Raw genomic sequence first — 15,521 nt, forward strand, 5'->3', positions numbered from 1 at the left:
ATTGAGTCCTTTCACAGCACGGTTACCAGGCTGGTGTGCAACAGGAACGTATTTCGCGATATAGATCACGCCAGGGAGATCTTCAGGGCGTTCTACTACGCTTACAACGAGACAAGGGCTATGAAATCGCTCCTTAGCTACCCTCCCAGAAAGTTCCTAAGGCTCTGGGAGGCCGGAATCGTGGGCGTCAGGAGAGATAAAAGAAATAAAGAAATTTTTTTCTTCAGAGAGAAGCCTTTCCCCCCTACAGGGATTGGCTCCTCCCCTGAAGACTTGATTTGGGCAAACAAAAATAGTATTTTTGATTCTTCAGTTCTAAACCCTTTGGAAATTAGTCCAGTTTAAAGGGGGTCAATACAACCACCTTCAATCATGAATCTGAAATCTGAAATCTGAAATCTGAAATTTTAAATTTTTAACCTTTATCCTTTATCCTTAAACATCCCCCCCGCTGTACACTGCTCATTGAACACGGTACGCTAACAATGAGTTCCTTCGCTTCGATCAGGATGACAAAAGAAATGCTTGTTTTTGTTAACTAATCAACATTGAATTATCAACTCAAAAAATTATTTGGGTTTGTGAATAAATGGTATATTTGTTTTAATTTGCAAATCTGTTTCTACACACTGAACATTTGTTCAAATGAGTAAAATTAAGTTAACCGTATTAGGGATATCGTATAGTCAAACCCAATCAGGAGCATACGCTCTGGTTCTGAGCGAGGAGAATGGGAACCGACGAATTCCCATAATCATAGGGGGGTACGAGGCCCAAGCCATAGCCATTCAGCTCGAAGGACTAACCCCGCCCCGCCCGCTAACCCACGACCTATTCCTCAACTTTGCCCGTGCCTTTGGTATCGATCTTATTGACGTTCACATCTATAAGCTGGAAGATGGCGTTTTCTTTTCAAAACTGCATTGTGAGGATAGCAAAAAGGAACTCTTTATTGACTCACGCACTTCCGATGCCGTTGCCCTTGCCCTTAGGTTCAACTGCCCCATTTATACCACTGAGGAGATAATTGAAAAGGCAGGCATCACCCTCGATGTAGAGGAGTATAATTCCGAAGAACCTCAAGATGAGAGCGAAACTGAAACACCAGAACCAACCGATAGCTTTACTGATCAAATCCGCAGGTTATCGCTCGATGAGCTCAACCGCTTACTTGGTGAGGCTGTTGAAAACGAGGAGTACGAAAAAGCAACCAAAATTCGCGACGAGATAAAACGTAGAGAAAAGAAAAAGTAATAAATCATTCAAAAACAAAGGCCATGAGTTTTTCCCATGGCCTTTTATATTTTAACACACCTACCTTTTAGTGCTGAACGTTAGCCACATCGGCAGGGTTATGCTTATGCTTGAATAGGAAAGCGAATAGAACGGCAACCACTAGCGAGTAGGCTGCAAAGGTTATCCAAATGCCTGTCCAGTTGAACTGTATTGCACCTTCAGGCGCATTAGGTATGGTGAAGAACTTGTCGATTATGATACCGCTAATGCTACTTCCCAGAAAAGCACCAAAACCGTTTGTCATCATCATAAACAAACCTTGCGCACTTGCCCTTATGGATGGCTCACTTTGGGTTTCAACAAACAACGATCCTGATATGTTGAAGAAATCGAAAGCCATACCGTAGATTATACATGAAAGGATAATCATCCAAAGACCCGGGCCTGGATCGCCAACTGCAAAAAGGCCAAAACGCAGCACCCATGCTACCATGCTCATCAGCATCACATTTTTAATCCCAAAACGCTTAAGGAAGAAGGGAATGGTAAGAATAAACAGTGTTTCGGAGATCTGTGAAATGGACATGATAATGGCAGGGTATTTTACGGCAACCAGATCAGCAAACTGGGGTAGTTTGGCAAAATCGTGAAGGAAGGTGTCGCCATAGGCGTTTGTCAGCTGCAGCGATGCACCAAGCAACATGGCAAAAATAAAGAAAATGGCCATCTTGGTGCTTTTGAAAAGCTTAAACGCATTTAGTCCAAGCTCATCGACCAACGACTTCTTATGACCACGAGCCAAGGGCGGGCATTGAGGTAAGGTAAAGGCGTATAGGCCTAAAATGAACGATGCCATGGAAGCAACGTAAAACTGGGTTGATGAAGTTTCAAAGCCCATTAAGCTGATAAACCATAATGCCACAATAAAACCAATTGTTCCCCATACCCTTATGGGCGGATACTCTTTTATGATATCCATTCCCTTGCTTTTCATTGAGGAGTAGGCAACAGTGATGGAAAGAGCAATGGTTGGCATGTAAAACATCATGTTAACCAGCATAACCCAAAACATTGTTGTGGGGTTATTGACCATTGGGACTATAAATAGCATTACTCCACCAAGTATGTGGAAAATTCCGTAAAGCCTTTCGGCATTTATCCAACGGTCGGCAATGATACCTGCTATGGCAGGCATGAACAGCGATGCCAGTCCCATTGTGGAGAAAATGGCGCCAAATTCTGTTCCGCTCCACTGCTTGGTTTGAAACCAGTAAGCCCCTATGGTAAGTAACCATGAACCCCAAATGAAAAACTGAAGGAAATTCATTAGGGTAAGTCGTAGTTTCAAATTCATAATGTTCAATTTAGTTGTTGATTTGGTCGGTAAAAATAGTATCGTTTTTTTGGTTATACTATATAGTCAACAATTTTTTAGATACTTAACCTAAACATTTGAACTTTTCAAAGCATATTTTCTACCATTTTACAGAAATTAGGGAAATATTGACTTGTTGAAACCAAAACATAGAAGTTCTGCAGAAGCCCTTTATTGTTCTACCCTATAAACCCTAATGATGTTTTATTGGCGTGCCCTAAACCTACTCATTAACCCGGTGACTTATTTCAGGACTAGACACATCCTTTAACCTTTATCCTTTCCCCTTAACAATTGCCTCAATGGCACTTGCCACCTCCTGCATGAGCCAAAGTGGAGTTGAGGTTGCCCCGCTAATACCTACACTCTGGCAACCACTTAACCACTCAGGCTTTAATTCAGCCGAATTTACAATCAAATGGCTATTGGGGTTTGCTTCCAGGCAGGCCTCAAAAAGCATCTTCCCGTTTGAGCTGTTGGTGCCACTAACAAAAATCATCACATCGTGTTTTTGTGCAAAAGCCTTAATGTGAGGCTTCCGGTTCGACACCTGTCCGCAAATGGTATTGTTAACCTTAAGCAGGGTTTCGGGCTGTGTGTTGTATATAGCTACCCGGCGCTTTATCTCCTCAACAATCTCCCTATAGTGCTCGGGTTCCTTTGTGGTTTGCGAGAAAATTTCGATAGGTTTACTGAAATCGATCCCGTCAAGATCGTTCAAATCCTGAACCACTACAGCCTGGTTGTTAGTTTGTCCGCATAGGCCGATAACCTCGGCGTGCCCCTTTTTACCAAAAATAATTACAGTTCCGCCAAGCGGTTGAAGGCGCTCCCAGGCCTTGCGGACACGTTCCTGTAGCTTGAGAACCACCGGACAGGTAGCATCAACCAGGTTGATGTTGTACTTTCTTGCCAACTCATAGGTTGATGGTGGTTCACCGTGAGCACGGATTAGTACACTCCTCCCTGCCAGCTCGGGCAGCTGGTCGTGCTTTACGGTTTTCATGCCTATCCCTTTAAGGCGATTATTCTCCATCTCGTTATGGACTATCTCGCCCAGACAGTTGATTTCAATTCCTTTGCTCAGATTCTCTTCGGCTGTTTTGATTGCATTTACTACACCAAAACAGAAACCGGCATTAGGATCAATCTCAATTCTCATTCAAATTCAGTATTATACTGCTAAACAGATAAGCTATAATTTGGTTTAAACGGTAAGGCGCTTAACCATTTCCTCCACCCACTCCATTTGCTCCTCAACTGTCATGTTAGTATTATCGAGAACTACGGCATCATCGGCTTTACGAAGTGGAGCCACATCGCGGTTCTGGTCAATGTAATCGCGCTCCTCAATATTTTTAAGCACCTCGTCTAAGGTAACATTCAAACCCTTTTCCTGCAACTCCTTTAACCTGCGCCGGGCACGAACAATAGGGTCGGCAGTCATGAATATTTTCAGCTCTGCATCGGGGAATACCACTGTACCAATATCGCGGCCATCCATTACAATTCCTTTCATTTTACCAAGTTCCCTTTGCAGCTCCACTAAGCGGGTTCGCACAGCCGGTATAGCGGCAACAAGGCTCACATGGTTAGCAACCTGCGGACTCCGAATTTCGTCCTCAACCACCTCGCCATTCAGGGTTGTAAGGTAAGCCATTTTAACAGGATCGTATGAGAAGCCAATGTTTATCTCCTTTAAAATACTTTGAAGCATTGATGTATCCACCACTCCATCGTTAATAAGCCCACGGCGGAGCAGTTCCAGCGTAACCACTCTATACATTGCTCCGCTATCAATGTAAAGGTAACCTAATCGTTTTGCAATGGCCTTAGCAAATGTGCTTTTCCCACACGATGAGAATCCATCAATAGCAATAACTATTTTTTTATCCATTGGTTGTAAGATCATTTTTTGAACCCGCTAAGGTAATAAAAACTCCACTTGATGGGTGGCCTCTAAAGCCAGTTTTGAAGATTGGTGGTTATTGAAAAATGGTTGGTAGAGCCGGTTAAATGGTATGTTGCCCTACTGTAGCTAACATCAAACTTCTTTATTCTAAGGCTTACTCCCCAGCTAAACCCAACGGTTGAAACTCGCTCCTGCACCTTAAGCTCATTCCGACGCTGGTAGTTATACCCCAGACGTAAGGCAAAGCCTTTCACGGGTACAAACTCAACCCCGGCAATTAAATGGCTAATCAGCTCACGACCTACCCGCTCAACCATATTGGGCGACGGTTTGTCATCTTCGCCAAGAATTTCGGTGTTGTTAATGGGGGAACTGTAATACAAATCGTAACGTTCCAGGTGCTGCATGGTTACAACAAACCTGAAAGGTGCGTGCGCCAGCTTCTTACTGAAACCGACAACCGCCTCAAAAGGTAAGTTCTCGTAAGTTCTGGCAGTGTAAGGTTTTACCATCACACCAACATTCCTAAGCGCAATACCCACAGCAAAGAGTTTATTGCCCGAAAGGTAATGTACGCCAAAATCGGTAGAAATCCCCAGGGAGTAGTAACGCTCCAGGTGCGAGTAGATGGGTTTAACGCTTACCCCTACATTAAAACAGGAATCGATTCGGTAGCTGTAGGTTACCGCCAAAGCAAAATCGTTGCCACTAAAGGTGCCCGATATTACTCCCGATTCATCAGCTTGGTCGAAACGGCCATAGTTAATTCCGAAAACTGAAAAGCCAAGCGTACTTCTGGAGTTCAATCGCTGGGCGTACGACACCGCTGCAAAATTAATGCCGGCGTAGTAGCTTGTGTAGAACAAGCTAACGGCATTATGCAGTGATGAATCGAGCATAGCCGGGTTTTGGTTAGTCAGGGAGATATCGGCCAAATCCGATGCTGCCATCTTACCACCAAATGCAGCAACGCGCGAAGAGTAAGGCAGATTCAGAAACTGATAGGTAGATAAGCCCCCATTCTGACCATTAACTGAAATGGCCATAATGAAATAAAGAATGATTGTTGGTGCAACCCGCATGGTGGTTTTTATGGGCTTAAATCTAAATAAATATCATTTTAAACGGATAGTATATGCCAAATATTGCCTACCTGGCTGCCGGTTCAAGTAGCTGGGGCTGTTTCTTAGCGGTTAGCTTGGACTGGTTAAACTGCTCACCAACTATTACGGAGAGCGCTTGCTGCATAATTGAGAATTTAAGAGGAGTTTCGCCAAGCGATTCGCCATCAACCTCAAGACCAACGGCTGGGATACTCATTATTTCAATGCTTTTCCCCCTCACGCCTAAAACACGTGAATGCTTTAGGATGGTTCCGTTGTAAAGCCTTGGCAGGTTGGCCACCACATTAAGCTTGCTTATCTTTTTAATAATGGTAACATCAAACAGCCCATCGTCCGAAAGGGCAAAAGGAACCTGCATCATACCTGCGCCGTTAAAGCGGCAAATTCCAATGGTGAGGCTGAAAACTTTGTCCTGAAAGTGCTTACCATCAACCTTTACATTTATTCGGGTTGAGCGGTACCGGATAAGCGCCTTAATAAGGCTAAGAATGTATAGCAACGCGCCACGTTTTCCCAAATCCTTTAAACGGTTAGTCCGGCGAGCTACCTCGGCATCGAAACCAACGCCGGCGGCGTTAATGAAGTAACGGGTATGCCTAACGCTCGATTCGTAGTACTCGGCCACACCTACATCCTGCTTGAATACCCTTTTATTCTTGATTGCCCTAACGCATTCCTCGTAGTTGTGTGGAATCTCATACATCCGAAACCAATCGTTTCCGGTACCAACACCTATTACTCCAACAGTAATTTCGCTGGGGCTTACCGTCTTTTGAATAAAAATCCCGTTAACCACCTCGTTCAGGGTGCCATCACCACCAACTGCAATAATATTTCGGTAACCCTTTACTATTGCCTTCACGGTGAGCTCAACAGCATGGTACTTATACTCCGTAAAGGCATGGGAATAGCGAATATCGTACTTGTTGAGCAAACGACTAATGATAGGCCAGTCGACAACCGATTTACCCCCTCCAGCCCGCGGGTTTACCACTACAAACCAACTTGTTTCCAACGTATAGAAATTTAGTCATCGAATCCGATGCAAATATAACCATTCTGTTAAAATTCATTCACTTATCCGGAAAATGGTTTTTGTTTGATAAAAGAATTTCTATTTTTGCAGTTACCGTTTGCACAAACCGATTGTTAATAACTTGTTAATAACATCGGGGCAAATGTTCATATTCACATCCATGGGGGTGTGGAATGAAAAAGAAAGGAAACTTATTTTTGACCCTTGTAAAAAACATAGTAATGGCAAAAGTAATTGCATTAGCTAACCAGAAAGGTGGTGTAGGTAAAACCACCACAGCTATTAACCTTGCAGCCAGTTTGGCGGTTCTTGAGAAAAAGGTACTCCTGATTGATGCCGACCCTCAGGCCAACGCCACATCGGGTACCGGTTTTGATTTGCGCAACGTAAAAACCAGTATCTACGAGTGCCTTATAGATGATATCAACCCTAAGGATATCGTTCTCAACTCTGAAATTAAGGGGTTAGACCTTATCCCCTCGCACATCGACCTGGTTGGTGCCGAAATTGAAATGCTCAACATGCCCAATAGGGAAAAGATACTTAAAGGGGTAATTGAAAAGGTTAAGGATGATTACGACTTTGTTTTCATTGACTGCTCGCCCTCATTGGGTTTAATTACTGTTAACGCACTCTCTGCTGCCGATTCGGTAATTATTCCTGTACAGTGCGAGTACTTTGCACTCGAGGGGTTGGGCAAGCTACTTAATACCGTAAAAATCATTCAAACCCGTTTAAACACCGAACTGCAAATTGAAGGATTCCTGCTAACCATGTACGATCCTAGGCTTCGCCTTTCGAACCAAGTAGTAGATGAGGTACGCAAGCACTTCCAGCAAATGGTGTTCGAGACTATCATCCAGCGCAACATTAAGCTGAGCGAAGCACCCAGTTACGGCAAACCAGTAATTCTGTACGATGCCGCATCTACCGGATCGTTAAACTACATGAACCTGGCTCGCGAGCTGCTGCAGAAAAACAACATGACCAGCATTGACAATAGTAGCAAGATAGAGGAATAAGAAGGAGGAAATATTTACCATGTCAAAAAAGATGGCTTTAGGCAAAGGGTTAGGTGCTCTAATTGACGATGCGGTTGACCCAACACGCAACCAGGATATTAAAACCGAAAAACAGGTTGTGAGCGAGCTGGTTAACGAGATTGAAATTGAAAAAATCGACGTTAACCCCTACCAACCCCGTACCCAGTTCGATGAGGAAGCGCTAAAGGAGCTAGCGGAATCAATATCCAAACTTGGTGTTATACAACCCCTCACAGTTCGTGCGGTTGATGGTCGCTTTCAGCTTATTTCGGGTGAGCGCCGCCTAAGGGCAGCAAAACTTGCCGGGCTAAAAACAATCCCAGTATTCATTCGCACTGCCGACGACCAGGGTATGCTTGAAATGGCCCTGGTTGAAAACATCCAGCGTGAGGACCTTAACGCCATTGAGGTAGCCATTAGCTACCAGCGCCTGATTGAGGAGTGTAACCTTACCCAGGAGACCCTATCCGAGAGGGTTGGCAAGAAAAGGGCTACCATATCCAACTACTTGCGCCTGCTTAAACTTCCAGCCGAAATTCAACTTGGCATAAGCCAGGACCTAATTAGCATGGGGCATGCTCGCGCACTTATTACCATTGAAGATCCTAAGGTACAGCTCGATATTTACCACCAAACCATTGCCGAAGGGCTATCGGTTCGTAGGGTTGAAGAGCTAGCCCGCATGGCTAACGATCCAACTCCCGTAAGTCCTGCTAAAACTAAGGATGGAAAGGAAAAGGTTAACCTTGGTGAACAGGAAATAGTCCTGAAGGATCATCTTACCAACCGCTTGGGACTCCGCGCCGATGTTAAGCCCGGTCCCAAGGGCGATGGCAAAATTGTTATTGCTTACAATAACCAGGCTGAACTGGAAGCCATTCTTGAAAAGTTTATCAAGATTGAGGAGTAGATACTAGTGTTGGAATCCATGCATGGCACTTGCTTTTTACTAAATGGCCGACAAGTCGATAAACGCCTGTCGGCCTTTGCAATTTTATTTCTTTTACTTATCGCACCAAGGGCTTACTCGCAAACAAGCGATACCAAAACGCTAAAAAAGCGCGATTTAACCACCCGAATCTGGCTAGGATCGCATGTACTGCCTGGTTACGGCCAAGCATACAATAAGCAATACTGGAAAATTCCAATTTTTTACGCCGGCATGGGCGCCATGGCTTACCAGGGTTACCAAATGAACTCTGACTATAAGAAATGGCGAAAGGAATACCTGGCACTGCCCGCCGATGACCCAAATCGCGAAGCATTCAACATCAATGCCACGGAGTACCGACAGAAGAGGAATTTATACTACGCCGCAGCCACTGCCTTTTACCTGGCCAGTGTTTCCGATGCAGTGCTGGTATACAACCGTGGCAAACACTCACCTGCTACCGCATCAATCCTATCAACATTGGTGCCCGGTATGGGGCAGGCATACAATGGCGCATACTGGAAAATACCGGTTATTTATGGTGGGTTATCCACCTTCTACTTCATGATTGACTGGAATAACCGCGGTTACAAGCGCTTCAAAACCGCCCTATTCAACCTGATAGATGACGACCCCGACACAAAGGATGAGTTCAACGGAACCCGGACTAAGGAAGAGTTAAGGTACTACATGGACAGCTACCGCCGCAATCGCGACCTGTCGGCCCTGGGTTTTGCTGTGGTGTATGTACTGAACATCATTGATGCCAACGTTGACGGGTACCTATACGACTGGAACGTGGACGACAACTTAACGTTCCGGGTTGAGCCAACCGTTTTTAACCCATCCCAGAATTTAACATACAGCACACCCGCCTTTGGGGTTTCGTGCAGGGTTACTTTCTAAGAACTTCATTTTTTTTATAATTCCCCTTAAATTAAAGCCCCCAAATGTAGCATTTATAATGAAAATCTAAGTTGTTTTGATAAGCAGTAACGATAATTGTTTGTTCTTGGGCTCAATTTTCTCTAAAGATTATCTTTTGGGGAATCAACCACTATGCGAGCCAGAAAAAGTTTGTTAAGCCTATTGTTCAAAAAGAGCGAAACCATAAGGCTTCGCTCTTAGCATATTTCAAGTAACTTTGGGAATAGAATAAAATATATAAATGATAAACTACTTATAACCTCCATCATATATATCCCAATATATATCTGAGTACGGGTTGTGTTTGAGACACTCATAAATTTGAGGCATTAATCCTTCAACCTCAACCTTTTCACCATTAGTGAATTTAAATAATACTTTCCAAAGTTCATCCTTTTCATATACAAAATCACCAACCTTTTTACCTTTTGTTGACGCTGAAAAGTTGATGAAAGTATTTCTATCGGAATTGTCTATTTGATTACTATTTGTATCAACATTCAAATTTAATTCAAGGTTACCAAATGTCCACTTTGATACGATGTTGTAATAATCAACACCTCCCAAATATTCCCACTGTATATTATATGTTTTACTAAAAAACACTTTATTGTCTTTCTTAATTATTATTTTCTCAATATCTTTATCTTTATCTTCATTGCTGTAATCATAATCAGATTCTTCATATTCAATTGAATATGAACCAAAGGTTATAGTGGCATTTGTTTTTCTACTATCCTCCTGTGTGTTTTCGGTTCTAGAGCATGTTAAATTACAAATAACAGCATTATTTTTTTCAATTTTTACTTTAACGCTTATAGTGTTATTTTGATTATTATAATCATAAAAGGTAGCCTTTACATTACCATAATCAGAAGGATAAATAATTATTACTTTATCGGATGGTGTAGTAGATGTACGCGTAAAACCATACCAGGAGGATGAGGGTGTCCATGTTCCTGTAATATTATTAAATTGATTTACATTTTTTAATTCATAAGAAAAATCAACCTCTGAAACTGAAAATTCTATATAAGAATCATCATACTGATTACTTGTTAATTCATTAAAAAAATAATCTGACACCCGAAGTAAATCTAAAGTATCAGAATAAGAGTCTGAAAATTTCATTCTATCAGCATTTCTACCGTACTCCTTGTCTTCTAACTTTATAAGTTGTTCTGCTTCATCTTTACTCAAAAAATCATCATCGTTTTTTTCGCACGCATAAAAGGCAAAAATGCCTAATGCAAGCAATACCAATAATGTTATTCTATTTGTTCTCATAATGCTAAGATTTAATTTAACATTAATTCAAATTTAATAAATTTTCATTTTAATAGTACTTATTGATTAAAAAAATTTCCATAGCGAAAAGGCATGGAGTAAGCGTTTTGGTATCCCGTTGGAGTTTTTACTTAGCTCAACACCTCAACCTTAACTGCCGAAATCTTAAACGGAGCTATCCGGCTGTATGGGTCAAGCTCATCGCGGGTTAAACGGTTGACCTGAGCCTCCGTGTAATGCCAGGGCATAAAAAGTTCTCCCTCAAGCACCTCATCGGCTATATGTACTTGGGTTACTAGGGTTCCACGCGACGAGGTTATTCTTACCCTTTCTCCATGCTTTACGCCAAGTTTCGATGCATCGTTTGGATGTATTATCACATAGGGTTGGTTGGTAAAATTGGTAAGTGCCTTGTTCCTGCGGCTCATGGTTCCGGTATGGTAGTGGTAAAGTATTCTGCCCGAATTGAGAATAAACGGGTACTCGGGGGTAGCCCTTTCGGTTTGGTCAACATGCTCAACTGGGAAAAGTTTTGCCTTACCGGTAGGGGTGTTAAACTTTTCGGTATAGAGCGTTGAAGTCCCCGGATGTTCGGGTGTTGGACATGGCCACTGAATTCCATGCTCCTCGAGCCTTGCATGCGATATACCAGCCATAATAGGGGTTACCTTTGCCAGCTCGTCGAATATCTCGGCCTCGTTGCGGTAGTTAGGCATGGGCTTACCCATGCGGGCAGCCAGTTCGTGGATAATACGCCAATCCTCTCGGGCTTCGCCCGGGCAATCGACCGCTTTGCGAACCCGCAACACACGTCTATCGCTGTTAACAAATGTTCCGTTCTTTTCCGCCCACGATGAAGCGGGCAGTACAACATGTGCAAAACGGGTAGTCTCAGTATGGAAAATGTCCTGTACTACCAAAAAATCGAGCTTTTGAAGTGCCTCCTCGGTATGGTTAAGGTTGGGATCGCTAATCATGGGGTTTTCGCCCATAATGTAAAGCCCTTTTATCTTGCCATGGTAGGCGGCCTGCATGATTTCAACGGTTGTAAGGCCTGGTTTATCGGAAAGCCTTTCGAATGGCACACCCCAAACCTGAGCCACCTTACGTCTATTTTCATCATCCGAAACCGGAATATACCCAGGATACATTGCAGGATGACATCCCACATCGGTAGCGCCCTGAACATTATTTTGCCCACGGGGTGGGTCAATCCCACATCGCTCCTTCCCAATCTTCCCGGTTACGAGTATCATGTTAAGCAAGCTAAACACGTTATGAGTGCCTGTAACCTGCTGGCTCATGCCCATTCCCGTAGCAACCATTGCGGTTTTGGCAGTTGCGTATATTCGGGCAGCATCTTTGATTTTTTGAGCTGGAACGCCCGTAATTTTTTCCGTGACTTCCGGGGTATACTTTTCAACCAGCTCCTTTAGCTCAAGGAAGGCTTGCATCCCCCCTTCCACCCTGCTCTCAATAAAGCTGTGGTCAACCCAGTTGTTAGCAATAATCTCCCTGACCATTCCGTTGAGCAGAGCCACGTCGGTTCCCAAACGGGGTTGTAGCCAGATTGTGGCATAGGAAACCAAGGGCGTCCATTTAGGGTCAATCACAATAATTTTCATCCCTTTTGCTGCTCCTCGTTTAACATAGGTTGCAGTAATGGGATGGGTTTCAATGATATTGTTGCCGGTTACAATCAGGCAATCGGTGGTTTCAAAATCTTCAATGGAATTGCTACCAGCGCCATCGCCAATGGACTTTAGCATTGCCGTTACTGTTGAAGCGTGGCAAAGCCTGGTACAGTAATCGATGTTGTTGGTTCCAAATACCGTTCTAATAAACTTTTGGAAGATATAGTTATCCTCATTGGTGCACTTGGCCGATGCATAGCCTGCCAGCGAATCGGGGCCATACTTTTCCTTTAGCTCACTAAACTTTGAGGCAATCAGGGTTAGAGCTTCGTCCCAGGTTGCCTCAACCAGCTCACCGTTTTTGCGGATAAGGGGTTTTGTGAGTCGTTCGGGACTGTGAACAAACTCATACCCAAATCGGCCCTTTACGCAAAGCCGCCCATCGTTTGGTAGAACTCCCTCTACACCATTGCTGCGAACTATCTTGCCATCCTGCACCAGCAGCTCAATTTGGCATCCAACACCGCAATATGGACAAGTGGTTCGAACCCTTTTCTCAACCTTTTCCAAATTTATGGTTTCCCTGTTGGGTTTTTCCACTATAGCTCCGGTAGGGCAAAGCTGGATACACTCACCACAGCCATCGCACTCGCTATCGCCCCAAACTCCGGTACCTGCAACTATAAAGGAATTCAACCCCCGCTCATAGAACGACAGTACATTTTTCCCCTGCACCTCGTCGCAAGCCTTTATGCACCTAAAGCACTTTATGCACTTTGAAGGGTCATAGGTAAGCACTGGCGAAGTACTATCAACCCTAAACTCAACATGAGGCTTAACCGGTTTAAAGAATCGGTTTTCTGGCTTATCGAGCCCATACCTTAGCATTAGCTCCCTGAGCTCATCGGTATAGGTGCCATCGTATTGGGTGTTTTGCTCGCTTACCAAATAGTCGAGAAGGAAACGACGGGTTTCCTCCAGTTCCTGGTCAAAGGCAACAATATTCATTCCTTCCTTTACGGTAAGGGTGCACGATGCAACCATGCCCCGGTGCCCCTCAACCTTAACCAGACATAAACGGCAGGCCCCAGTTGGTGTTAATTTATGGTGATAGCATAGGCCGGGTATGTTGAAACCGTTAAGCCGTGCTTGGTGTAACAAGTTGGCACCCTCGGTTGCCAGCACCTCCTTACCATCAATATGTATCTTTACTTTAGCCATAGCTACTTATTTGCAGTTTGTTTTACCAGTATGTGTTCCCATAAACTTTTTAGGGGTAGTATTGGTGATTGGCCAAGCGGACAAAGCGATGTGCGGGCAATCAACTCGGCTTGCCTTATAAGTTCAGGATAAACTTGGTTGTTGTTGAAGCTTTGCTGCGCCAAACTCTCTTTAAGCGTATTGTAGAGTTGAGCCGTTCCCACCCTACATGGAATACACTTGCCGCAGCTCTCGTGTTTAAAGAATTTAAGTATTGATAGCATGGTTTGGTTTAGGTTGCGAGTGCCATCCATAACTATTACAGCACCCGAGCCAAGGGTTAGTCCAACCTCGCGAAGCTTATCGTAGCCCATGGGCACATCTAAGTGTTGCACCGAGGCAAACGTGCCAGCTGCGCCGCCTATTAGCGCAGCCCCAAAAGGTTTTCCATTCCTAATGCCACCTGCCACATCGTAAATTAACTCCCTTAAAGTGATTCCCATTGGAAACTCATAGAATCCGGGCTTGCTAACATCGCCGCTAATGGTAAAAATTTTTGTGCCGGGCGAATTTTCGGTTCCAATGGAGCGGTACCACTTTGCCCCATTCAGAATAATTGCCGGGAAGTTTGCAAGTGTTTCAACGTTGTTGATTAGGGTAGGAGCACCCCAAAGCCCTTTCTCGGCAGGGTAAGGGGGTTTAATACGCGGGTACCCCCTTTTCCCCTCAACTGACTCAATCAGGGTTAACTCCTCACCGCACAGGTAGGAGCCTGCACCACGCCGAACCTCCAGGTCGAAATCGAATCCGCTGCCCAAAATATTCTTACCCAGAAACCCACGGCCATAGGCCTGCTCAATAGCATTCTGAACCCTTTGGATACTTAGCTCGTACTCACCCCTGATATATACGAATCCCCTGTGCGCGCCAATGCTGTAAGCAGCAATAACCAACCCTTCGATAAGCGTATGCGGGTCGGTTTCCATGATAATCCTATCCTTAAAGGTGCCTGGCTCGCCCTCATCGGCGTTGCAAATCACATACTTTTCGCAATCGGAGCAGATAACAGCAGCAGCTTTTTCCTTTGCCCCGGTAGGGAAACCCGCACCTCCACGGCCACGCAATCCGGAATCGTATATCTCCTCATAAATTCCAAGGGGTTCACTTTTCAGGGCCTTACGCAAAGCCTGGTAGCCATCGGCTGCAATGAACTCATCGATACTTTCAGGGTTAATAAGCCCCGAATTCCGTAAGGCTATTCGGTATTCCTTGAGCATAACATTCGGTTTTATTTGGTTTGCCGGGAGTAGTGTTCCAGCAGGCTATCGATCATTCCCGGCGTAAGATTACCGTACATTTCCTGATTTACCATCATGGCCGGTGCCGCAGCGCAGTTGCCTAAGCACTCCGATGTTTCAAGGGTAAAAAGTCCATCGGCGGAGGTTTCGCCCAGCTCAACACCAAGTTTTTGTTTAAGGTAATCCAAAAGGCTACAGCTACCCATCATGTTGCAGATTGGCGAGGCACATACACGAATAACATACCTTCCGCGCGGTTTAATGCTTAACATGGAGTAGTACCCAATAACCCCATAAACCTGTGCCTTTTTGATATTTAAATGCTCTGCAACCCTTTGAACAGCCTCCTCAGGAATGAAATTTTTGGTGCTATGGTTCTGGATATCGTGCAGGATTTCCAGTAGGTAATCCTTTCGTCTTGGATATTTGCTGAGTATCTTTTCAACCTCCATACTCAAGATTTTTGCCTTAAGTTAAGCCAAAAAGAAACTACAAGCAACAGCAAGGTGTAATTTAGA

At 44.2% G+C, this 15,521-nt stretch carries 14 protein-coding genes; 5 read left to right on the plus strand and 9 right to left on the minus strand.

The window, feature by feature from the left end; genetic code table 11:
• Positions 1-345 (plus strand): hypothetical protein (locus WHS63_RS07975; protein ID WP_445204646.1); only part of this gene is annotated, 345 nt, incomplete at its 5' end.
• 300 nt (positions 346-645) lie between these two features.
• Positions 646-1,254 (plus strand): bifunctional nuclease domain-containing protein, encoded by a 609-nt coding sequence (locus tag WHS63_RS07980; RefSeq protein WP_445204647.1) that lies wholly within the window; start codon positions 646-648, stop codon positions 1,252-1,254.
• Between the two features lie 67 nt (positions 1,255-1,321).
• On the opposite strand, the gene WHS63_RS07985 is transcribed toward WHS63_RS07980, so the two are convergent.
• From WHS63_RS07985 to WHS63_RS08005, 5 genes are all read right to left on the minus strand, one after another.
• The gene (locus WHS63_RS07985) at positions 1,322-2,590 is read right to left on the minus strand and encodes a nucleoside permease (RefSeq protein WP_445204648.1); all 1,269 of its coding nucleotides are present in this window, start codon (positions 2,588-2,590) and stop codon (positions 1,322-1,324) included.
• Between the two features lie 295 nt (positions 2,591-2,885).
• A complete protein-coding gene (locus tag WHS63_RS07990; protein WP_445204649.1) occupies positions 2,886-3,773 on the minus strand; it encodes a 4-hydroxy-3-methylbut-2-enyl diphosphate reductase in 888 nt (295 codons plus the stop codon).
• A 45-nt stretch (positions 3,774-3,818) separates the two neighbouring features.
• A complete protein-coding gene (gene cmk, locus WHS63_RS07995) occupies positions 3,819-4,508 on the minus strand; it encodes a (d)CMP kinase (RefSeq protein ID WP_445204650.1) in 690 nt (229 codons plus the stop codon).
• 62 nt (positions 4,509-4,570) lie between these two features.
• Positions 4,571-5,605, minus strand: a complete 1,035-nt coding sequence (gene porQ / locus WHS63_RS08000) for a type IX secretion system protein PorQ (protein WP_445204651.1) — start codon at positions 5,603-5,605, stop codon at positions 4,571-4,573.
• A gap of 67 nt (positions 5,606-5,672) precedes the next feature.
• On the minus strand, positions 5,673-6,641 hold the full coding sequence (locus WHS63_RS08005) for a diacylglycerol/lipid kinase family protein (RefSeq protein ID WP_445204652.1): 969 nt from the start codon (positions 6,639-6,641) through the stop codon (positions 5,673-5,675).
• 263 nt (positions 6,642-6,904) lie between these two features.
• On the opposite strand from WHS63_RS08005, the gene WHS63_RS08010 reads away from it, so the two are divergent.
• From WHS63_RS08010 to WHS63_RS08020, 3 genes are read left to right on the plus strand one after another with little or no spacing between them, the layout of a single operon-like run.
• On the plus strand, positions 6,905-7,705 hold the full coding sequence (locus WHS63_RS08010; protein ID WP_445204653.1) for a ParA family protein: 801 nt from the start codon (positions 6,905-6,907) through the stop codon (positions 7,703-7,705).
• A gap of 19 nt (positions 7,706-7,724) precedes the next feature.
• Positions 7,725-8,636, plus strand: coding sequence for a ParB/RepB/Spo0J family partition protein (locus WHS63_RS08015; RefSeq protein WP_445204654.1), 912 nt, complete (start codon positions 7,725-7,727; stop codon positions 8,634-8,636).
• An 18-nt stretch (positions 8,637-8,654) separates the two neighbouring features.
• Positions 8,655-9,563, plus strand: coding sequence for a DUF5683 domain-containing protein (locus tag WHS63_RS08020; RefSeq protein WP_445204655.1), 909 nt, complete (start codon positions 8,655-8,657; stop codon positions 9,561-9,563).
• Positions 9,564-9,833: 270 nt separating this feature from the next.
• Here the strand turns inward: WHS63_RS08020 and WHS63_RS08025 are convergent, their stop codons facing one another.
• From WHS63_RS08025 to WHS63_RS08040, 4 genes are all read right to left on the minus strand, one after another.
• Positions 9,834-10,871 carry a hypothetical protein gene (locus tag WHS63_RS08025; RefSeq protein ID WP_445204656.1) on the minus strand — a complete coding sequence of 346 codons (1,038 nt, stop codon included), beginning with the start codon at positions 10,869-10,871 and terminating at the stop codon, positions 9,834-9,836.
• Between the two features lie 131 nt (positions 10,872-11,002).
• Complete coding sequence (gene fdhF, locus WHS63_RS08030) at positions 11,003-13,726, minus strand: formate dehydrogenase subunit alpha (RefSeq protein ID WP_445204657.1); 2,724 nt, start codon at positions 13,724-13,726, stop codon at positions 11,003-11,005.
• Positions 13,727-13,728: 2 nt separating this feature from the next.
• Positions 13,729-14,982 (minus strand): complex I 51 kDa subunit family protein, encoded by a 1,254-nt coding sequence (locus tag WHS63_RS08035; protein WP_445204658.1) that lies wholly within the window; start codon positions 14,980-14,982, stop codon positions 13,729-13,731.
• 11 nt (positions 14,983-14,993) lie between these two features.
• Complete coding sequence (locus WHS63_RS08040; protein ID WP_445204659.1) at positions 14,994-15,455, minus strand: NADH-quinone oxidoreductase subunit NuoE family protein; 462 nt, start codon at positions 15,453-15,455, stop codon at positions 14,994-14,996.
• Positions 15,456-15,521 lie beyond the last annotated feature (66 nt).

The organism is Tenuifilum sp., from assembly GCF_037481895.1.
GTDB lineage: Bacteria > Bacteroidota > Bacteroidia > Bacteroidales > Tenuifilaceae > Tenuifilum > Tenuifilum osseticum.